Raw genomic sequence first — 19,959 nt, forward strand, 5'->3', positions numbered from 1 at the left:
ACCGGGCGTCGCGCGAAGCCCCGTTTCACGGATACCAGGCCGCGGCGCAAACGTCGGCGTGGAACCGCTCCAGGATCTGCGGCTTGCGCACCGTCTCGTGCTGTCGCTGGCATTCGCTCTTGCAGTCGTCGCTGCCGCAGCCGGCCTGGCAGCGCTGCGCTTCGGCGATACTCTTGCCGAACACCCGCTCGTAGGACATGCGCTGCATGTCCGAGCAGTCGATCGCCGGCGCGGCGTTCGCCGTCGGCGGTGCGCCTGCCGGCTGAGGCGGGGGCGGGGGCGGTTCCGCCGGCGCCGCGGCCTTGTCCGGCGGCGGGGCCGCGGCCGTGTCCGGTTCGATCGTGGCCGGCTCCGGCACGGGCGGCTCGACCGGCGCCACGGCCGAAGCTTCCGTCGGCGCGGGCAGGGGCTTGACCGAGGGGATCGGCGCCTCGGGCACCTCGACCGCCAGCGGCTGGCTCAGGGTGGGCGGCGACGGCAGCTCGGTTCCGGCCGGCAGGGCCGGCGCCGGCGTGACGGCCCCCTCGGGCTGGGCCGCCAGCTCGCGCAGCGTTGCATCACGCGCCTGCCAGTCGAGGCTGGCCGGGCAGTCGCCATAGTCGAACCAGTTCCCCACCTCGCAGCGGTACATGCGGCCGCGATAGCAGAGCAGCGTGCCATGCGCCCATTGATTGATGCGCGTGATGCCGTTCTCGACCTCGACCAGCGGCCGCGTCAGATAAGGGCATTCGGACTGGGCCCGCGCGATCGGAACGCCCGCCACCAGCAGAGCGAGCGCCCAGAGCGGGGCGAACGCGAGACGATATCCCATGATGCCTCGAGGGATGGAGAGATGCGGCCACCACGCCGCCTCCAACAGGCCTCTCATAGGGAAGGATAGGCCCCGGGCGCAGCGCGCCAAAGGCCGCAGCCGGGGCGCAAGGCCGCCGGAAGGGCCTTGCCCGCGAAAGGTCACCGGCCGGCGGAACCGCCGGCCGGGGGAACCCGTCGGCGCTACTGCAGCAGGTGGAGCAGGTCGCGCTGGTGCATGTTGCCCTGCACCGACATCGAGACGCCGACCTGCACCAGGACCTGGCGCGAGGTGGCCAGGATCATCTCCGACGCCATGTCGAGATCGAGCAGCGCGCTGCGCGCGGCCTCGCTGTTCTCGACCGTGGTGGCGATGTTGGCGGCGGCGAAATCGAGCCGGTTGAGCGAGGCCCCCAGCCCGGCGCGCGCCTTGACCAGCCGGTCCATCGCGGTGTCGAGTGCGCTGATGGCGCTCTCCGCGTTGGCCGCGCTGTCGACCTTGGTCAGATGCAGGCCCAGATTGTAGCTGCTGATCGCATCGAGATCGACGCCGATGCGGTCCGAGCTGCCGGTGTCGGTGGCGACCTTGATCGAGTAGTCGCGGCTGGTCGGCGCCGCGATGCTGCTATAGACCGAGGTCGCATCGAGGATCGCGTTGGTCACCAGGCCCGAGCCGCCATTGCTGACGGTGAGGTCGCCGCCGGAGCCCACGCCGATATCGATCTGGATCTGCGGCAGGCTGGCGCGGGCGAGATCGATGATGCCCTGGCCCCAGGTGCTGTCGGCGCCGACCTGGCCCATGTCGCGGGCGGTCGAGGTCAGGAGGTTGGTGATCTCCTTGCCGCTCAGGTTCGGGAACAGGCTTTCCAGCACCGCCGCGGCGCCGGCGACGAGCGGCGAGGCCATCGAGGTGCCGGAGAGATAGGCGAGCGTGTTGCCGACATAGGTCGAGAGGATGTCGACGCCGGGCGCATCGACCGTCGCCACCTTGGCGACGCCGGCGCGGTTCGAGAAGCTCGCCATGTGATCGAGATAGTCGGTGGCGCCCACCGCCAGCATCGAGCCGTCGGCATTGGGATCGATCGCATACTGGGCGGGCCAGGCCGGATCGGAGAGGGCCGAGTTGCCGGAGGCCGCGATCACCACCACGCCCGCCGCCACGGCTGCGTCGATCGCCGCGTTCTCGGCGGCGCTCGGGAACAGCCCGCCCAGGCTCATATTGATGATCTTGGCGCCCTGGGCCACCGCATAGGTGATGGCGGCCGCCACGTCGTTGGGATCGATCCCGCCGCCGCTCGCCGTCGCCACGACCTTCACGGGGAGGATCTGCGCCTGGAAGGCGACGCCCTGGGTGCCGATGCCGTCATTGACCGCGGCGATGATGCCGGCCACATGCGTGCCGTGGCCGCCGACGGCCGCGTTGTCGTCATCCGGGTTGGCGTCGCCGTCGGCGATGTCGGTGCCCGACAGCAAGTTGGCGGTGAGCTGGCTGTGGGTGGTGTCGACGCCGCTGTCGATCACCGCCACGGTGATGCCGTTGCCGGCGGCGTTGGTGCCGTAGGCCGCGGCGCGGGCATAGGCGGTCGAGGCGTTGATGATGCCGAGCCCGCCCGAGTTGCGGTATTCCGCATCCTCGAAGGTGGTGGCGCTGCCCGCGCCCGCGATGGTGCCGAGCGCGTTGCCGTCCTGGTCCGAGACGCTGACGATCAGCCGGTCGGTCGCGGCCCCCGATCCATCGTTCTCGTAGGTGACGCGGCCGAGATCGAGATCGGTCTGGGTGAAGCTGTCGCCCAGCCCCAGCGCCACGCCGTTGAGCTTCACCACGCCGTGCTGGGCGTCGCCGCGCAGGGTATAGACCGCGCCCGTATAACCCACGAGCGTCTGGCCGTTGAACTCGGTGGCGCCGGAGATGCGGTCGATCTCGTCGCGCAGGGCCACATATTCGGTGTTGATCATCGCCCGCTCGGCCGAGGAGAGCTGGCCCGAGGAGGACTGGACGGCGAGCGACTTCATCCGGTCGATGATGGTGCCGACCTTCGCCATGGCGCCGTCGGCGATCTGCACCATCGAGGCCGCCTGGCCGGCATTCACGCCCGCCTGGCGCAGCGCCTGGACCTTCGCGTTGATGCGCGAGCCGACGGCCATCGCCGCGGCATCGTCCTTGGCGCTGACGACGCGCGAGCCCGCCGAAAGCCGGGCGATCGAGCTGGTGAGAGCCGCGTCGCTCGTCGCCAATTGGCGGTTCGCGATCTGGGACGCAGCGTTGAACGTGACGGACAGGGCCATGGCGGCCGCCCCCAACTACTTGTCAGAGTGTCGAACCCGAAGAACCGGTGCCTACATGGCCCGGGGTTCGAGCAAATTAGGCGCAAGTTCCCAACAAAGGATTGACGCTTGTCCATCTGGCGCGCCGCGTCTTCAGACAATGGTAGGCGGTGCTGCGGAAGAATTTGTGGTTAATTTCCCGTCCATCACAATCGCCGCTGGGAACGCCGCCTCGATGCCTGTCCTGTTCTCCACCCACACTCAGCCCGGCTATATGGACCCGCCGGTCCTGTCGCCGGGCCAGGTGGTCTGCGGGCCCGAGCGGCCCGATCGCGATTATCGCGGGCTGGTGACGAGCCTGAAGACGCCGCTTGGCCGCTACGATCTGGCGCAACAGATCGAGCGGCTGCCGGCGGAGCAGCGCCCCGAGCTGGTGGTGGTGCGCGCCGATGCGACGCGGCGCAACCGTCCGGTCAATCTCGCCGGCATCAAGGCCCGCAAGGTGCTCCTGGTCGGCGACACCCATCACCGCCGGGCCCCCATCGCCGGCCTCATCGATTACGCGAAGAGCGAGCCGTTCGACCTCGTGCTGCTGGACTATACCCGCCAGCATGCGCATTTCTTCGTCGAGGCGGGGGTGCGGAACCTGCACTGGCTGCCGGGCTTCGCCGTCGATCCGCCGCCGCCGGCCCTGGCGCGGAGGCCGCAGAAAGGCCTGATCTTCGTCGGCATGCTCGAGGCCCAGCATGCCCAGCGCCGGCGCATGATCGAGGCCCTGATGGCCGCCGGGCTGAAGCCGGAGCTGTTCCACGCCTTCGGCGCCCAGGCGCCGCAGCTCCACGCGGCCGCCACCGTCTCCTTCAATTGCAGCCTCAATGGCGATCTGAACCAGCGCGTGATCGAGGTGCCGGCCGCCGGCGGCTGCCTGCTCACCGACCGGCTGGCGCCGCAGGCGGGGCTCGAGATCCTGTTCGAGCCGGGCCGCGATCTCGAGCTCTATGACGGGCCCGAGGAGCTGGTCGAACGCGCCCGGGCGCTGCTCGCCGATCCCGCACGGGCCGCCGCGATCGCCGCGGCGGGCCTGGCGCGCTATCGCGAGGCCTATGCGCCCGCGGCGACGCAGGCCGAGTTCGCGGCGCTGCTGGAAGGGCGCGGCGGCCGCGCCGCGCATGCCCTGTCGCGGGAGCCCCGGGCGGCCAAGCCCGCGCTTGCCGAACCGGAGCGGCTGGCGGCGCGGCTCGCGCTCTACCAGGCGGTGCAGGAGCTGCACCGGCGGGAGCCGGCGCTCGCGATGCTGCTCGCGGGCGAGGCCGATCCCGACAGCGCCGCCGATCTGGTCGATCTGCCGCGGCTGCGAGTATCGGTCGAGCCCGGGCTGCCGGCGCCGGCGCAGGCCGCGATCGAGCGGCTCATCTTGCCCGGACAAGTGACCGTCGCCCCGGCGCAGCAGCGGCGCTGGGACATCCTGGCGGCCTCGCCCGCCTGGCTCGCGGCGGCCGGCGGTGCCGCCTTCCTCGCCCGAGCCTGCCGGGCGCTGGCGCTGAGCGAGCGGCCCGACGGCGCCGCGACGGCGATGCTCGCGAGCGCCGGCTTCACGCCCTGGCGCGACGAGCCGGCGCTGCATCTCTCGCCCGAGCTCGCCGCGACGCTCAACGCCAGCGATCAGGCGCGGTGACAGCGCGGCCGCCTTCATCTTCCTCGCATGACGATTCGTGGCGAATCTTTTCCGGCGCGGCACTTTACCCTTGCGCAAGGGGTCGTTTGCCATTATTTGCGGCGACGGACGTAGTTCGCACGTGCCTATGGCCCCTCGTGGTTACGCAACGACGAAAACGCGGCCTCTTATTGGTTGAGCGGCATCGGTGATGCCGGTTCCGATTGGGACGTGATTTGTTGTTCGCCGCCAGGGGGCCCTTCCCCAAAACGGCAATGTCGGTCTGAACGCCTCTGGGAGCGATGGCTCGCTCCGGAGAGGCGCCGCCTACCGGGCTTCGACGGGCCCGGTGACCTGCGGAGCCTGAACCCACGCGTCGAGCTTTTGGGGAGTGACGGACGATGCGCCTCTTCTTCTTCGGCAGCCTGATGGACGCGGACCTGCTGCGCCTGGTGCTCGATCGCGACACCAGCGACATCGAGCATCGCGCGGCCGAGATCCTCGGCTATGAGCGCCGCCGCGCCAGGAACGAGTCCTTTCCGATCATCGTGCCGACGCCGGGCGGGCGGGTCGAAGGCCGGCTCGTGACCGGCCTGACGGCCGAGGACGTGGCGCGCATCCAGTGGTACGAGTCCGACGACTATGCGCTCCGCCCCTGCGTGGTGAAGGCCGGCGAGCGCCGCCACGACGCCCAGGTCTTCCTCGCCACCGCCTCGCTCGAGGACGAGGGCGTCGCCTGGGAGTTCGATCACTGGGTCGCGGTCGAGAAGACCATGTGCCTGAGCCTCGCCCGGGAGATCATGAGCCATTACGGGCAGATCAGCTCGACCGAGCTGGTCGAGCGCTGGCCCGACATGAAGGCCCGCGCCATGGCCCAGCATTTCGGCGAGCCGGCCGCCCAGCCCGTGCGCCGGCGCGCGGGCGCGCGGCGGTAACACCAAATCTTTATCTCCTCCTCCGCTCAGGGGGAGGATTAAGGAGGGGGCTGCCCGGTATCTGCCATCGCGCAGCCCCCTCCCTAGCCCTCCCCCCGAAGAAGGGGGAGGGGACAGGTTTTTGTGCCTCCCGCTTGCGCCCGCCTCACCCCGACGTGATCCCCGGGGCCTCTTGTTTTCTCCTCGCCGATGGGCCAAATCCTGGACATCCGAAAATTCAGGAATCCGAGGACGGGAGGTCCCCTATGCTGAACCGCCTCTTCGCCGAGAAGCCCCTGCGCCTGCCCACCAAGGCCGAGGCCCTGCCGGGTCGCGCCGAAGCCATGCCGGTGCCCGAGGCCCACTATGTCAACGGCCGCAAGCTGACCCCGCCTTTCCCGGCCGGGCTGCAGCAGGCCGTGTTCGGGCTCGGCTGCTTCTGGGGTGCCGAGCGCAAGTTCTGGCAGGCGCCCGGCGTCTGGGTGACCGCCGTGGGCTATGCCGGCGGCATCACGCCCAACCCGACCTACCGGGAGACCTGCACCGGTCTCACCGGCCATACCGAGGCGGTGCTGGTGGTGTTCGATCCCAAGGAGACTTCCTACGAGGCGCTCCTCAAGATCTTCTGGGAAAGCCACGACCCGACCCAGGGCATGCGCCAGGGCAACGATGTCGGCACGGCCTATCGCTCGGCGATCTATGCCTTCGGCCCCGAGCAGCTCCGGGCGGCCGAAGCCTCGCGCCAGGACTACCAGCGCCACCTGACCAAGGCCGGCTACGGCCCGATCACGACCGAGATCGCGCCCGCGGGGCCGTTCTACTACGCCGAGGATTATCACCAGCAGTATCTCGCCAAGAATCCGGGCGGCTATTGCGGGCTCGGCGGCACCGGCGTGAGCTGCCCGATCGGCCTGACGGCGGTGGCGGAGTAAGCCCGGGATCCGCTTCGGTTAATTTTTCGGCCGGCGGCCTGATTTGACCGGGAGCGCCCTCTTCCCCTAAGGGAGAGGGCGCTTTTCGTTTTCAGCAGGTCCCCGCATGGCCCAGGCCGCCCCCGATCTCATCCTTTTCAATGCCGATATCCGCACCATGGACCCCTTGCGGCCGCGCGCCGAGGCGCTGGCGGTCAAGGAGGGAAGGTTGACCGCGATCGGCCGCGACGACGAGATCCGGGCGCTGGCCAACGGGCGCACGAAGAAGATCGACGCCGGCGGAAGGCTCGCCCTGCCCGGCTTCCAGGACACCCATATCCATCTCCAGGACAGCGGCACCGACTTCTCCTCGAGCGCCAATCTCGAGGAATGCCGCACGGTCGAGCAGTTCCAGACCGTCTTGCGCGCGTTCGCCGCGCGACGTCCCGACGACCCCATCGTGCGCGGCACCGGCTGGTACTCCGGCATCTTCGGCGCCCATAATCTCGACCGCGCCATGCTGGATGCCGCCGTGCCCGACCGGCCGGTGCTGACCTACGCCTCGGACGGCCATAACGCCGCGATCAACTCGAAGGCCTGCGAGGCGATCGGGCTCGATGCCAGCGTCGCCGATCCGGAGAACGGCAAGTTCGTGCGCGACGCCAAAGGTGTCCCCACGGGGCTGATCTACGAGGACGCCACGGAATGGGTGCGCCGGCGCCTGCCGAAGCTGCCGCTCGACGCCTATTACGACGGCGTGCGCTTCGGCCAGGCGCATTGCAACCGCCACGGCATCACCGGCGTGCTCGATGCGCTGGTGCGCGAACGTCACATGAAGGTCTATTGCGATCTCGACCGGGCGGGCGAGCTCACGGTGCGGGTGCGCGCCACGGCCAAGGTCAATCCCGACGAGACGGTCGAGGGGGCGCTGGAGCGCCTCGACGCGCTGCGGCGCGGCTTCAAGACGCCCATGGCCCAGGTCCATTCGGCGAAATTCTTCCTCGACGGCGTGCTCGAGAACCGCACCGCCGTCATGATCGAGGATTATTCCGACACGCAAGGCGGCAATGCGGAGCTCTTCTTCGAGCGGGAACAGCTGAGGCAGCTCTTCATCGCCTTCGATGCCGCCCGCTACCAGCTCCATGTCCATGTCATCGGCGACGGCGCGACGCGGGTGGCGCTCGACGATATCGAGGCGGCGCGCCAGGCCAACGGCGCCTGGCCCAGCCTGCATCAGCTGGCCCATGTCCAGGTGATCGATCCCGCCGACATCCCGCGGCTGCGCGAGCTCGGCGTCGTCGCCAATATCCAGCCGCTCTGGGCGCGCTGCGAGCCGTCCGTCACCGAGGTGGCCCTGCCGATGATCGGCGAGGCGCGCGGGCGGTGGATGTATCCCTGGCGCACGATCCTCGACAGCGGCGCGCCCTATGCCGTCAGCAGCGACTGGGGCGTCTCGACGCTCAATCCCTTCGCCATCATGCAGGTCGCGGTGACGCGCCGGCCGGAATACCGGAAGTCGAACTACCCGGCCTTCGTCGAGGAGGAATGCCTGACGGTCGAGCAGGTGGTGCGCGGCTATACCACGCGCGCGGCCGAGGTGGCCTGGCGCGCCGAGGAGACCGGCTCGCTGATCCCGGGCAAGTTCGCCGACCTGATCCTCATCGACCGCGACATCTTCACGATCGATCCCTACGAGATCGGCGGGACGCAGGTGGATCTGACGCTGCTGGGCGGGCGCGAGGTGCATCGCGCGGCGGGCTTCGCCGGCTGAAGAAAGCCGGCGCCGGCAAAAGGAGAGCGACGATGGCGAAAGCGCGGACCGTTTCCCTGCCTTCGGGCGAGAAGGTCGCCGCCCTCGGCCAGGGCACCTGGCGCATGGGCGAGCGCGGGGCCGAGCGTAAGCGCGAGGTCGCGGTGCTCAGGCTCGGGCTCGATCTGGGGCTGAGCCTGATCGACACCGCCGAGATGTATGGCGAGGGCGGCGCCGAGGAGGTGGTCGGCGAGGCGGTCCAGGGCCGGCGCGACCAGGTCTTCATCGTCAGCAAGGTCTATCCGCAGAATGCGAGCCGCCGCGGCGTGGCGCTCGCCTGCGAGCGCAGCCTGAAGCGCCTCAAGACCGACCGCATCGATCTCTACCTGCTGCATTGGCGGGGCAACGAGCCGCTGGCGGAGACCGTCGCGGGCTTCGAGGCGCTGCGCGAGGCCGGCAAGATCCGCCAGTGGGGCGTCAGCAATTTCGACACCGACGACATGGAAGAGCTGTTCGCCGTCGCCAAGGGCGATGCCTGCGTCACCAACCAGGTGCTCTACAACCTGAAGCACCGCGGGCCGGAATTCGACCTCCTGCCCTGGCAGGCGGAGCGCAAGATCCCGGCGATGGCCTATTCGCCGCTGGAGATCGGCGCCTTCGCGAGCCATGCCGAGACGAAGCGCATCGCCGAGCGCCACCGCGCGACGACGAAGCAGGTGGCGCTGGCCTGGATCCTGCGCCGGCCCGATGCCATCGTGATCCCGAAGGCATCCGACCCCGAGCATGTCCGCCAGAACCGCGCGGCGCTCGATCTCGCCCTGACGCCGGAAGATCTGGCGGCGCTCGACAACCTGTCGCCGCCGCCCAAGCGCAAGACGCCGCTGTCGATGATCTGAAGAGGCCCCTTCCCCAACCCCCTCCCGCCCCCAACCCCCTCCCGCAAGGGGAGGGGGCGAGGTGGGCATAGTTCCAGTCCCCTCCCCTTGCGGGAGGGAGCAAGGGAGAGGGCCGCTACCGCGCGATCAATCCTTGCGCCAGATCGCCTTGTAGAGGCCGCCGGCGATGGCGGCGCCGATGATCGGCGCCACCCAGAAGAGCCAGAGCTGCGAAAGCGCCCAGCCGCCGGCGAAGATCGCGGGGCCGGTGCTGCGCGCCGGATTGACCGAGGTCGCGGTGATCGGGATCGAGATCAGGTGGATGAGCGTGAGGCAGAGGCCGATCGCGATCGGCGCCAGCCCCTTGGGCGCGCGCTCGTCGGTGGCGCCGATGATGACGATCAGGAACATGAAGGTCATCACCACCTCGGAGACGAAGCAGGCGACGAGGCTGTAGCCGCCGGGCGAGCCGAAGCTGCCGGGCGCCGCCTCGCCATAGCCGTTGGCGGCGAACCGGCCGATCTCCCAGCCCGGCTGCCCGCTCGCGATCACATAGATGATCGCCGCCGCGGCGATGGCGCCCAGCACCTGGGCGACGATATAGGGAACGAGGTCCTTGGCCGGGAAGCGCCCGGCGACGACGAGGCCGACCGAGACGGCCGGGTTGAGATGGCAGCCCGAGATATGGCCGATCGCGAAGGCCATCGTCAGGACCGTCAGGCCGAAGGCGAGCGCGACACCGAGGATGCCGATCCCGAAATTCGGCGACGCCGCCACGTCAGGAAAGGCCAGCGAGAAGACGGCGCTGCCGCATCCGCCCAGCACCAGCCACAGCGTGCCGACGAACTCGGCCGCAAGTCTCTTCGATAAAGGCATCATGAATTCCCCCGAGTGCGGCGGCAGCCCCTCATTCCCGAGGCGAGAACGGACGTCCGCCGATACCAGACCGGCCCTGCCCCGAGGACGCGAGAACCGCCCGCCCGGAAGGGCCGCAGATTATGGTAGGGCGCGGCGGACGGCCGGCAAAGGCCCTCGATACGTTGGTTGGGGAATTTTAGCCCGCGAGCGATCCTCCAGGCGCTGGGGTCGGCGCCACGGCATCGCGTCCTGGTTCCTCCGAGGCGGGCACGTTCGCTCGCTCGTCATCCCCGCGCCCGGGTCCGGCCGCAGGCCGGCCCAAGCGTAAACTCCAGCGGGGACCCCTCCTGATCCAGGTCATCCGGCTTTGACGTGGATCCCCGCTTTCGAGCGTGTGAAGGAATCGGCGATGCCAAAGAGCTCTCTCGCCCCCTCCCCTTGCGGGAGGGGGTAGGGGGAGGGGCGATGCCGTGCGAGATCCTAGCAAATAAGCGGAGCCTGATCTGCTCGGGCTCGCTCGCTTGGCACCCTGTCCAGGCCTTCTGCCTCCAGAGCGGTGATTGATCGCAGGGTGCCCCCGGCTGCGTCCGTGGCACCCCTCCCCCAACCCCCTCCCGCAAGGGGAGGGGGCTTGAGTGTTCGCCACGCCCTTGCGTGGTGCTCTCGATTTCTTCACGCGCTCTTTCGCGGGGATGACGATAGAGGGTGGCTGTGGCGCCGGAACGGCGGCCTTTCAGGCCGGCGCGTTGGCCCGTTCGATCATGGCGCGCAGGAGCACGTCGCAGCCGGCCGCGACATCGTCCTTGCTCGCGTTCTCGATCTCGTTGTGGCTGATGCCGTCCTCGCAGGGCACGAACACCATGGCGGTCGGCGCCACGCGGGAGAGATAGACCGCGTCGTGACCGGCGCCCGAGATGATCGGCATATGGGCGTAGCCCAGCGACTTCGCGGCGCCCTCGACCGCGCTCACGCATTCGCGGGCGAACTTCACCGGCGGCGAGTACCAGATCTCCTTGAGATCGAGCGAGAGGCCGATGGCGCGCGCCTCGTCCTCGCAAGCCTTGCGCAGCGCCGCGTCCATCTTGTTGAGGATGGCCTCGTCGGGATGGCGGAAATCGACCGTGAAGAAGACCTTGCCGGGGATCGTGTTCCGCGAGTTGGGCGAGACCTGCATCATGCCGACCGTGGCGCAGGCGTAAGGCTGGTGCTCGAGCCCGATGCGGTTGACATGGCCGACCATGCGCGCGGCGCCGACCAGCGCGTCCTTGCGCCGCTTCATCGGCGTCGGACCGGCATGGGCCTCCTGGCCCGTCACCACGATCTCGTACCAGCGGATGCCCTGGACGCCCTGCACCACGCCGACCTGCTTCTTCTCGGCCTCGAGGATCGGCCCCTGCTCGATATGGGCCTCGAAGAAAGCGCCGACCTTGCGGCCGCCCACCTCCTGGTCGCCGAAATAGCCGATGCGCTTCAGCTCCTCGCCCATGGTCTTGCCTTCGGTGTCGGCGCGGGAGAGCGCGTAATCGAGATCGAAGGCGCCGCCGAAGACGCCCGAGGCCACCATGGCGGGAGCGAAGCGCGAGCCTTCCTCGTTGGTCCAGGCCACCACCTCGACCGGCGCCTGCGTCTCGGCGCCATGGTCGTTGAGGGTGCGGATCACCTCGAGGCCCGCCAGCACGCCATAGGCGCCGTCGAACTTGCCGCCGGTGGGCTGGGTGTCGAGATGGCTGCCGGTCATGATCGGCGGCAGGCTGTTATCGCGGCCGGCCCGGCGGGCGAAGATGTTGCCCATCTTGTCGATTGTCACGGTACAGCCGGCATCCTTGCACCAGCTCACGAACAGGTCGCGCGCCTCGCGGTCCAGGTCCGTGAGCGCTAGGCGGCAGACCCCGCCCTTTTCCGTGGCGCCGATCTCGGCCAGCCGCATCAGGCTCTGCCACAGCCGGTCGCCATTGATGCGGATATTGGTGCTCATGATCGCTCCCTGGAACTTGGATCGGGCCGGAGGCCGGCCCGGGCGGGAGGCAGAGCTTAGCGGGCCCTCGCCATGCGTCAATCGGGGCTAGACGCAACTATGGGGGCTGGTTTCAAAGGCACATTCAAGCGATGATAGCGGCATGCTACGACGCTTTTTTACAATCATAAATCAGCTGAGGGCCGCTTATTCCTTCTGGGTTATTGTCGCACCATTCCTGATTTCTGCCGCGGCTGCAGCATGGCTCTATCTTCAGCAAGCCCCTTGGCTGATCATCATTCTGTCAGCTCTTGGAGCGTTGTTCGTGGTTCTCCTTATCGCCGTTGTTTTCGCTATCTACATCTATGGATCGCCAGAAAAAGGGATCTATAGCCCACGGCTCCTCCGCCAATACAGTTGGCCATCTCGAAAAATTGCTTGGAGCTTCGATAATTATCTCGGCGGTAGCGGTGGAGGTGGAAAGCCAATCAGAGTTTCAGGTTTTCAAGGACGTTTTAAGATCACTTGGGGAGAGGGAATATCGCCAAAGGCCGCTTATCTCGAATGCAAGAGAACTGCCACGAGGCAAGACGTGCTTATAGAATGCGGGAACCCATATGTCCGAGCGAATGAGATCGGGTTCATGCCGAAAGGCAAGTGGTATCATGCAATGGCCTTTTTGGGGCACCCCGGACTGACCAAAGAAGAATTTCTACGCCGTTGGGATGGATTCGAATTTGTGTTTGAGTTTGATTCATCTGTCTTCCGAAGAAAGTTTCCCCGATTCGAAATCGAACAGTACTTCGATCGCTACTGGGCATGTGCCAATCCCCCGCCAGAACCAACACCAACGAGGCGAGATGTGACCCCTTAAGGAGGGAAAGAGCACGGATCGCCAAACTCATGCAAATACTGGACGATGCTTATAATCTGAAACGATCGAGAGTGCCGGAGCACAAAGCACAGTTGGCCTGGCCATGCATCAATCAGGCCGAGCGATCGCGGATGGCCCGAGGCCGCGCTCCCGTCAGGGCTGCAGCAGCAGGGCCGAGGCGGGGATGAAATCCGACAGCGACGGGGCGATGACGGCGAGCAAGACGGCCGAAACGGCCCAGACGCCGAGCGCCATCATGTCGGCGACGCGGCAGACCGAGCGGGCTTCCCGGACGAGATCGGCGCCGCGCGGGCGACCGAGGCTCGCGAAGAGCCGCAGGCCCTCGCGGATCGCGGGCGGCACCATGGCGAAGGCGAACAGCAGCAGAAGCCCGATATCGGCCGCGCGGACGAAGGCGGCCAGCCGCAAGGCCTGCGGCGAGCCATCGGGGATCGTCGATTCGAGATGATTGCCGATCAGGGTCAGCCCGACCATCGCGAGGATGGCGATCACGGCGATCAGCAGGAACCAACGGCTCGCAGGCAACATCAATGACGCCCCCGTCATCGCAGTCAGATCGAATCGATGCGGCGATGTCTCGAAGGCAACCGATGTCGATCGATCTTTCCGCATGGGCAAGGACGCTAGCACGCGGGCCGACGGGCCCGTCCTGCGGCGAATTGGACCATCATGCCCGATTGGGCCGGGATCGGGACCGGTGCGGCGCCCGGTCGCGGCGCGTGCAGCGCAGCATGCGAGAGTGCGTGGCAATTCGGGGGCCGAACACTCGCCATGTCCCCCCTCCCGCTTCGCAGGGGAGGGCCCTTGCCCCAGTGCAATCGCAGTGGGCGCTTTCTTCACCTGCCCCTTGAGGGGGAGGCTGGTTGGGGGTGAGCCGCGGACTCGCTGTAGGCGCCGATGACGTATTCAAGTGCTCTTGCCGCACGGCGCTCTACGATCACCCCCCACCCTGACCTCCCCCTCGAGGGGGGACACACTCGTGTCGTCAAACGCGATTTCCCTGCGGCAGCGCGGGGGATCGCCTATCGGCTTGCTTCGCCTTCTTCCGCGATGCCCTCACCCGTCCTGGGTGACCCAGGCGGCGATGGTGTCCAGCGCGCGCAGGGTCTCGACCACCATCGGGGGCAGGGTCGGCTTGGGCCAGGTCGAGAGCTTGACCGCCACCATCTCGTTGGGCGGGTCGATATAGATCATCTGGCCGAAGATGCCGCGGGCAAGCTGCACGCCGGTGTGGGAGTCCCGGACCCACCATTGATGCGAGTAGGCCCCCTTGGGCATCTGGGTCTTGTAGGGCTCGGCCCGGAACTTGGCGGGATCGCCGCGCCGCGTGCGCCGGACCCAGTCGGCCGGCACAATCTGGCGGCCGTTGAAGAGGCCCTGGTTCAGATGCATCTGGCCGAAGCGCGCGAAATCCCGGAGCGAGGCGCAGAACCCGCCGTCGGCCAAGGGCGTGCCGACCTTGTCGACGGCGTAATAGGCCTCGTGCTCCGTCCCCAGCTTCGACCAGAGCCGGTCGGCGAGGAGATCGGCGAGGTCCATGCCGGTGACCGTCTCCATGAGCCAGCCGAGGAGATCGGTGTCGGCCGAACGGTAGGTGAAGAATTCGCCATGCGCGCGCTCGGGCTTGATCGCCCGGATCATGTCGTTGAGCGAGACCGGGTCGTCCGCGCTGCGCGGCGGCTTCCAGCCGCAAGCGATGTCGATCTTGAAGGCGTCGGAATCGAGGTCGTAGTAATCCTCGACGAACCGGACGCCGGTCTGCATGTCGAGCACATGCTGGACGGTCGCGCCCGCATAGCCCGTGCTCTTCAGCTCCGGCAGATAGTCCGTGACGAGGGAAGCGGGATCGATCCGCTCCTCGGCGACGAGGATGCCCATGAGATCGCCCGCGACCGATTTCGAGACCGACATGGCGAGATGCGCATGTTCCGGCGCCTGGCCGTTGAAATAGCGCTCATAGACCACATGGCCGCGATGGAGAACGATGAAGCCGTTGGTGTCGCTCGCCTGCAGGAACTCGAGCAACGTGATGGCCGACCCGTCGTCGCGCGCCAGAGGCAGCCGGTCGAGATCCTGGAGCGCTTCCGGCAGCGGCGCCACCGGCCCCTCCCCGCGTCCGACCGGTGCGGTGGGGAACAGGCGGCGGATATGGCGGAACGACCAGGCGGCGTTGCCGGGCTGATCCCAGTTCAACGCCGTGATACGCTTCGTGTGCCGCGGCACCATGCTGTCGCCCCTTCCCTTCGCCCAAGTTGCGCCCGAGCCTAGGCGAGGCGGGAGAGGCCGGCAAGCCGCCGGCAACCGCGTCCCAGCGAAGGCCCGTCCTCATGCCCGACGACAACAAGCGCAACGACGAAGAGACAGCGGAGGAAGGCGCGGACAGCGGCGGCCTCCATCCCTTCGCCAGATATCTGCGGCTGGTCGGGCGCGGGCCCACCTTGTCGCGGCCCCTGACGATGGCAGAGGCCGAGGAAGCCATGACCGCGATCCTCGCCGGCAGCGCCGAGCCGATGCAGATCGGCGCCCTGTTCCTGCTGCTGCGCTACCGCAAGGAGACGCCCGAGGAGCTGGCGGGCTTCGTGCGCGCGGCGCAGCGCTGGTGGAAGCCGCCGGGCGAGCCGGTGGCCGAGATCGATTGGCCCTCCTATGCCGACCGGCACAAGCAGCTCCCCTATTTCCTCTTGAGCGCGCTGCTCCTGGCCGAGGCCGGCATCAAGATCGCGATGCACGGGCTGGCCGGCGTCGGCGAGGCGGCCACGCCGCGCGTGCTGAAGGCGCTGGGCATCGAGCCCGCGGGCTCGATCGAGGAGGCCACGCGCCGGCTCCAGCGCGAGCGCTTCGCCTATCTGCCGGTCGAGCGCTTCTGCCCGCCGCTCCTGAGGCTCTTCGCCATGCGGCCCGTGCTGGGCCTGCGCACGCCCGCCAACAGCTTCTGCCGCGAGCTCAATCCGCTCGGCGCGCCGGCGCAGCTCCAGGGCGTGTTTCATCCGACCTATATCGCGACCCACCAGGAAGCGGCGCGGTTCCTCAAGCAGCCCAAGGCCGCGATCTTCAAGGGCGGCGGCGGCGAAGCGCAGATCAACCCGGAGAAGGCCTGCCGCGTGGGGCTGGTCGAGGGCGAGACGCTGAACGAGGAGACATGGCCCGCGCTGACGGGCGGCCAGCGCCATCCCTGGCGCGAGGAGCCGCTCGATCCCGCCGCCGTCGTGGCGCTCTGGCGCGGCGAGCGCGAGGCGGAAGGGCCGGTGGCCGCCGTGATCGGAACGGCGGCGGTGGCGCTCAAGCTCACAGGCCGCGCGCCGACGCAGGACGCGGCGCTGGATCAGGCGCGGGCACTGTGGCGGGAGCGGGCGAAGGGGAAGTTCGGGCGGTAGCGGTCGTCTCAGGATCAGCGACGATCCCCCGTCATTTCTGCCCGACTGCGAGGCCGATCAAGTTCCCCAACATCAGGCCAGCCTCGGAAACATGAGCCGTCGACACCGCCGCCCAACGCGAGCCGCGGGCCAGGGCCGCCGCTTTTCGCTCAACGGAACGCTGCCCGGAGGTCGCGTGGCGGACTACCCCGCCGCCGTGCGGCCGCCGTTCTCGGGCCGCTTGGCCGGCGTCTGCCGATCTCCGGAAACGGCGGCCAAGCCGGGCGCAGGCGCCCGCGCCGACTTGTGGAATTCCCAGACCAGATATTTTGCCGTCTGCGTGCCGACCGACTTCATGTCGTGCAGGCAGCCTGCGGGAAGGAACACCACCGCGGGCGCAGGGATTTCCTTGCCGCGCACCCGGATTTTGCCCTGAAGCAGAAAAATCGCGACGTCGTGCCCGTCGCGATGGGCATCGTAGCCGGCGCCGGGCTCGATCCGCGTGACATGAGCATGAAACTTGCCGAGATAGGCCGAGGGACCCTCGAAGAGCCGCGTCATCGCCATCGGGCCTCCGGGGCCGCCCTCCTGCAGCCATGTCGATCTCACGATGACCGTGCCGAGCGGCTCTACCGCGCTCACGAAGCTCGACCGCCACTTGATCATCGCATATCGCACCGGCTCCGCGCTCGCATTCCGGATCGTGTGCAGCCGATAGGGCGGATAGTAGCTCGCGGCCCCGGCAGGCGCGGAAACGATCTCCGTGGCTCCGCCCGACGCCGGCAGGACGAGCTCGGCGCAGCCGCTCATGACGACAAGAATCTCCTCCTCGACATGCCGGTGCGGCGGATGGGGCGAGGCGCCCGGCATCAGGATGGAATAGTGGCACTCCATGAACTCTGCATTCGCGGTCCGGCCCTCGAAACAGGGCACGGGCGTGAACGAAACACCCTCTTCGCACCGTGAACCCGGATCGATCGGGTGCAGGCTCGGCCGGAGCTCGCCGGGAAGGTCCCCCGGCGGCGGCACGAGGGCATTGGCGTCCGCATCGCTGCGCCCTGCGATCGCGACAACCGGGGGCCTTTCGTCGATGAAGCGGAAGGGCCATTCGAGATTCCGGAAATCCGGAACCCTGATCTTCCTGTCGGATCTCGCATACTGAAGGAGCAGCGAGATCCGGCTCACACCCGCCGAATCGTTGTGCGAACCGTGCCAGATGCGGCCGTCGAAGACGACCGCCTCGCCGTCGCCGATTTCGGGCTGAACGATCTCCGCATCGCCTCGCTGCGAGTTCGCGAGACGGAGCACGTCGTCGTCCGTGCGGCCTTCCCGCGGAATCCCTTCGCGCGCGGCCAGCTCCTGGACGGTCACGCCATAGGCATGAGAGCCCCGGATGAACTTCAGCCCGTTATCCTTCTGCAGGTTCACGAGCCCGATCCACACCGACGCGAACCCGCCATCCGGCTCGCAGGATTCCATGTCGCAGTGCCAGTGGTGACTCTCGCCCGGTTTGCGCGTGACGACGGAGGCGCCCCAGAGCACGAGATCCTCGCCGATCAGCGCCTGCAGAATGCCGACGAGCTTCGGGCTGCTGGCGAGCTTGTAGATGAGCGGGTCGCTCGGGCCCAATGCCTTGTGCCAGACGGCGGGCCGGGCCTGTCTCGACAGACGGAGGTGCTTGGCGAAAAACAGGGCCTGCGGCTTCGCCATAAAGGGCAGCGGGCCCACGAACCCCGCGTTCGCGAACGCCTCCCGATAGTCAGCACGCGCGTCGTCCGCCATCATCGCACCCGCTCGAGAGCCCAGGTCCGCCAAGCTCACCATGGACGGCGCCAGAGAGCCTTCCGACGTCCCTCTCATAACCGGGCCAGAGTCAGGGAAGAATAGCGGCGCGGAAGAAAACCCGGAAGCGCGCATGCGGCGGCCCCCGGCACAACTCGGGCCGCACCCCGGTCGTGGGCAGAGGAGCCCAGCCAGCGGGCTCTGCGCACAAGCGAGGGCTTGGAACTATGGTTAATCGGAAACGGACCGCCGGCGTCGAAGGGAGCCGGTCAGGACAATGGTCCGGCCTGGAACAGCATCACGCTGATGCCGCCATGCGAGACGGGGCCTCCGGGCGGTGCAAAAGGCAGTCCGGTCGCGGCGGCGAGCGAGGCGTCGTTCGTCACCAAGCCCACGCGCCAGCCCGCGAAACGCGCGCGGAGCACCTGACCCAGCGCGTTATAGAGCGGATAGAGGCGCTTTCTCTCGCCGATGCGCCCGCCATAGGGCGGGTTGACGATGACGAGGCCGGGCGGGCCCTCGGGCACGGTCAGGTCGCTGATCGTCTGCTGCCGGAACTCGGTCCATCCGGCGACACCGGCGCGCGCCGCGTTGTCGCGGGCCGCCTGGATCGCGCCGGCATCGCGGTCGCTGCCGAAGAAACGTGCGGCCGGCGGCGGTTGGCTGCCGCCCTTCTCCTGCAGGCGCCGCCAGGCCGCCGCGTCGAAACCCGCGAGCTGCTCGAAGGCGAAGCGGCGCGAGCGGCCGGGCTTGAGCCCGGCGGCGATCTCGGCCGCCTCGATGACGAAGGTGCCCGATCCGCACATCGGATCGACCACGGGCTCGCTGCCGTCGAAGCCACAGAGCCGCAGGAAGAGGGCCGCCAGGTTCTCGCGCATCGGCGCCTTGGCGACGGCTTCCTTGTGGCCGCGCTTGTGCAGGGTCTCGCCCGACGTATCGACGCTGACGGTGCAGAGATCGTCCTCGATCCGCGCCTTGATGCAGATCTCGGCCTCGGGCGAAACCGAGGCGCCGAGCGCCTCGCGGATCGCCGTCTCGACGCGCTGCGCCGCGGCACGCTGGTGATAGATGCGGGAATGCTTGCAGGAAGCCTCGACCCGGAACGGCAGGTCGCGGCGCAGGATCTCGCCCCAGGGCACCTTGCGCGCCCGCTTGTCGAGCTGGGCCAGATGGAGGGCGCGGAATTCGGCGATGCGCGCGAGCACGCGGCTCGCCCCGCGCAGCTCGAGATTGGCCCGCCAGACCTCGGGCCAGCCGCCCGTCACCGTGACGCCGCCCTTGACCCGCGTCGGCGCCTTGAATCCCCGCTCGCGCGCTTCCGCACAGAGCGCGGCCTCCAGGCCCGGGGCCGTCACCAGGAAAATCTCGAATTCTTCGCCTGCGGTCATCCCGCCTACATATCGCGCGGCGATGCCGTTTTCGACAGGATTATCGCCCGCGGGCCTCGCCGCCTGGATGATCGATCACGACCAGCGCAGCTACGAGCTGATCGCCCGCGTCTTCGCCGGGCAGGCCGAGGGCCTCACGCAGGAGGACATCGTCGACAACATCACGCTCTACTGGCTGACCAACACGGCGATTCCCTCGGCGCGCCTCTATTGGGAGAACAAGCTGGCCTTCTTCGCCGTCAAGAACATCACCATCCCGGTGGCGGTGAGCGCCTTCCCCGACGAGCTCTATACGGCGCCGCGGAGCTGGGCGGAGAAGGCGTTCCCCAAGCTCATCCACTACAACAAGCTCGACAAGGGCTGCCATTTCGCGGCCTGGGAGCAGCCGGCGCTCCTGACCTCGGAACTCCGCACGGCGTTCCGGCCGCTGCGGACCTCGCGAACCTGATCTCCGAGGGGCGGCAGGCCGCGCATCACCCGATCTGAACTTGCCGGGGGCTTGCCCGCGAGATTGCACGGGCGCTGGTGGAGAACACGCGTCAGCCTTGCCCCTGTTCACGCGCCACCTGCG

The 19,959-nt window shown here is 68.3% G+C and carries 16 protein-coding genes; 8 read left to right on the plus strand and 8 right to left on the minus strand.

Features of this window, described 5'->3' with window-relative positions:
- Positions 1-25: 25 nt before the first annotated feature.
- Together FRZ61_RS20305 and FRZ61_RS20310 are read right to left on the minus strand one after the other, a co-directional pair.
- On the minus strand, positions 26-811 hold the full coding sequence (locus FRZ61_RS20305; RefSeq protein ID WP_151119444.1) for a hypothetical protein: 786 nt from the start codon (positions 809-811) through the stop codon (positions 26-28).
- 182 nt (positions 812-993) lie between these two features.
- Positions 994-3,024 (minus strand): S8 family serine peptidase, encoded by a 2,031-nt coding sequence (locus FRZ61_RS20310; protein WP_407657859.1) that lies wholly within the window; start codon positions 3,022-3,024, stop codon positions 994-996.
- Between the two features lie 265 nt (positions 3,025-3,289).
- On the opposite strand from FRZ61_RS20310, the gene FRZ61_RS26700 reads away from it, so the two are divergent.
- The 5 genes from FRZ61_RS26700 to FRZ61_RS20335 all read left to right on the plus strand — a co-directional run bounded on the left by FRZ61_RS26700 (position 3,290) and on the right by FRZ61_RS20335 (position 9,179).
- Positions 3,290-4,729 carry a glycosyltransferase family protein gene (locus FRZ61_RS26700; protein ID WP_225308917.1) on the plus strand — a complete coding sequence of 480 codons (1,440 nt, stop codon included), beginning with the start codon at positions 3,290-3,292 and terminating at the stop codon, positions 4,727-4,729.
- A 380-nt stretch (positions 4,730-5,109) separates the two neighbouring features.
- Positions 5,110-5,643, plus strand: a complete 534-nt coding sequence (locus tag FRZ61_RS20320; RefSeq protein ID WP_151119446.1) for a gamma-glutamylcyclotransferase family protein — start codon at positions 5,110-5,112, stop codon at positions 5,641-5,643.
- 245 nt (positions 5,644-5,888) lie between these two features.
- A complete protein-coding gene (gene msrA, locus FRZ61_RS20325; protein WP_151119447.1) occupies positions 5,889-6,554 on the plus strand; it encodes a peptide-methionine (S)-S-oxide reductase MsrA in 666 nt (221 codons plus the stop codon).
- A gap of 106 nt (positions 6,555-6,660) precedes the next feature.
- The gene (locus tag FRZ61_RS20330; RefSeq protein ID WP_151119448.1) at positions 6,661-8,304 is read left to right on the plus strand and encodes an amidohydrolase; all 1,644 of its coding nucleotides are present in this window, start codon (positions 6,661-6,663) and stop codon (positions 8,302-8,304) included.
- 32 nt (positions 8,305-8,336) lie between these two features.
- Positions 8,337-9,179, plus strand: a complete 843-nt coding sequence (locus FRZ61_RS20335) for an aldo/keto reductase (protein ID WP_151119449.1) — start codon at positions 8,337-8,339, stop codon at positions 9,177-9,179.
- Between the two features lie 126 nt (positions 9,180-9,305).
- Here the strand turns inward: FRZ61_RS20335 and aqpZ are convergent, their stop codons facing one another.
- Complete coding sequence (gene aqpZ, locus FRZ61_RS20340; RefSeq protein WP_225308918.1) at positions 9,306-10,037, minus strand: aquaporin Z; 732 nt, start codon at positions 10,035-10,037, stop codon at positions 9,306-9,308.
- Between the two features lie 712 nt (positions 10,038-10,749).
- Positions 10,750-11,991, minus strand: coding sequence for a Zn-dependent hydrolase (locus FRZ61_RS20345; protein ID WP_151119450.1), 1,242 nt, complete (start codon positions 11,989-11,991; stop codon positions 10,750-10,752).
- A 142-nt stretch (positions 11,992-12,133) separates the two neighbouring features.
- On the opposite strand from FRZ61_RS20345, the gene FRZ61_RS20350 reads away from it, so the two are divergent.
- Positions 12,134-12,844, plus strand: coding sequence for a hypothetical protein (locus FRZ61_RS20350; RefSeq protein WP_151119451.1), 711 nt, complete (start codon positions 12,134-12,136; stop codon positions 12,842-12,844).
- A gap of 153 nt (positions 12,845-12,997) precedes the next feature.
- Here the strand turns inward: FRZ61_RS20350 and FRZ61_RS20355 are convergent, their stop codons facing one another.
- Complete coding sequence (locus FRZ61_RS20355) at positions 12,998-13,393, minus strand: hypothetical protein (RefSeq protein ID WP_151119452.1); 396 nt, start codon at positions 13,391-13,393, stop codon at positions 12,998-13,000.
- 528 nt (positions 13,394-13,921) lie between these two features.
- Positions 13,922-15,091, minus strand: coding sequence for a serine hydrolase domain-containing protein (locus FRZ61_RS20360; RefSeq protein WP_151119453.1), 1,170 nt, complete (start codon positions 15,089-15,091; stop codon positions 13,922-13,924).
- 101 nt (positions 15,092-15,192) lie between these two features.
- Between FRZ61_RS20360 and FRZ61_RS20365 the strand changes: the two genes are divergently transcribed.
- The gene (locus FRZ61_RS20365) at positions 15,193-16,239 is read left to right on the plus strand and encodes a glycosyl transferase family protein (protein WP_151119454.1); all 1,047 of its coding nucleotides are present in this window, start codon (positions 15,193-15,195) and stop codon (positions 16,237-16,239) included.
- Positions 16,240-16,422: 183 nt separating this feature from the next.
- Here the strand turns inward: FRZ61_RS20365 and FRZ61_RS20370 are convergent, their stop codons facing one another.
- Together FRZ61_RS20370 and FRZ61_RS20375 are read right to left on the minus strand one after the other, a co-directional pair.
- On the minus strand, positions 16,423-18,003 hold the full coding sequence (locus FRZ61_RS20370) for a cupin domain-containing protein (protein ID WP_191909123.1): 1,581 nt from the start codon (positions 18,001-18,003) through the stop codon (positions 16,423-16,425).
- Between the two features lie 266 nt (positions 18,004-18,269).
- Positions 18,270-19,388: a THUMP domain-containing class I SAM-dependent RNA methyltransferase gene (locus FRZ61_RS20375; protein WP_151119456.1), complete on the minus strand. Its 1,119-nt coding sequence runs from the start codon at positions 19,386-19,388 to the stop codon at positions 18,270-18,272.
- A gap of 67 nt (positions 19,389-19,455) precedes the next feature.
- Between FRZ61_RS20375 and FRZ61_RS20380 the strand changes: the two genes are divergently transcribed.
- Complete coding sequence (locus tag FRZ61_RS20380) at positions 19,456-19,836, plus strand: hypothetical protein (RefSeq protein ID WP_225308919.1); 381 nt, start codon at positions 19,456-19,458, stop codon at positions 19,834-19,836.
- The last annotated feature ends 123 nt before the right edge of the window (positions 19,837-19,959 follow it).

It is taken from the genome of Hypericibacter adhaerens, from assembly GCF_008728835.1.
GTDB classification, from domain to species: Bacteria; Pseudomonadota; Alphaproteobacteria; order Dongiales; family Dongiaceae; genus Hypericibacter; species Hypericibacter adhaerens.

Coding starts and splice junctions, on each gene's coding strand:
- FRZ61_RS20345 (WP_151119450.1), bottom strand. CDS start 11,991: ATGAGCACCAATATCCGCATCAATGGCGACCGGCTGTGGCAGAGCCTG.
- FRZ61_RS20355 (WP_151119452.1), bottom strand. CDS start 13,393: ATGTTGCCTGCGAGCCGTTGGTTCCTGCTGATCGCCGTGATCGCCATC.
- FRZ61_RS20370 (WP_191909123.1), bottom strand. CDS start 18,003: ATGATGGCGGACGACGCGCGTGCTGACTATCGGGAGGCGTTCGCGAAC.
- FRZ61_RS20305 (WP_151119444.1), bottom strand. CDS start 811: ATGGGATATCGTCTCGCGTTCGCCCCGCTCTGGGCGCTCGCTCTGCTG.
- FRZ61_RS20350 (WP_151119451.1), top strand. CDS start 12,134: ATGCTACGACGCTTTTTTACAATCATAAATCAGCTGAGGGCCGCTTAT.
- aqpZ (WP_225308918.1), bottom strand. CDS start 10,037: ATGATGCCTTTATCGAAGAGACTTGCGGCCGAGTTCGTCGGCACGCTG.
- FRZ61_RS20330 (WP_151119448.1), top strand. CDS start 6,661: ATGGCCCAGGCCGCCCCCGATCTCATCCTTTTCAATGCCGATATCCGC.
- FRZ61_RS20380 (WP_225308919.1), top strand. CDS start 19,456: ATGATCGATCACGACCAGCGCAGCTACGAGCTGATCGCCCGCGTCTTC.
- msrA (WP_151119447.1), top strand. CDS start 5,889: ATGCTGAACCGCCTCTTCGCCGAGAAGCCCCTGCGCCTGCCCACCAAG.
- FRZ61_RS20320 (WP_151119446.1), top strand. CDS start 5,110: ATGCGCCTCTTCTTCTTCGGCAGCCTGATGGACGCGGACCTGCTGCGC.
- FRZ61_RS20335 (WP_151119449.1), top strand. CDS start 8,337: ATGGCGAAAGCGCGGACCGTTTCCCTGCCTTCGGGCGAGAAGGTCGCC.
- FRZ61_RS26700 (WP_225308917.1), top strand. CDS start 3,290: ATGCCTGTCCTGTTCTCCACCCACACTCAGCCCGGCTATATGGACCCG.
- FRZ61_RS20365 (WP_151119454.1), top strand. CDS start 15,193: ATGCCCGACGACAACAAGCGCAACGACGAAGAGACAGCGGAGGAAGGC.
- FRZ61_RS20375 (WP_151119456.1), bottom strand. CDS start 19,388: ATGACCGCAGGCGAAGAATTCGAGATTTTCCTGGTGACGGCCCCGGGC.
- FRZ61_RS20360 (WP_151119453.1), bottom strand. CDS start 15,091: ATGGTGCCGCGGCACACGAAGCGTATCACGGCGTTGAACTGGGATCAG.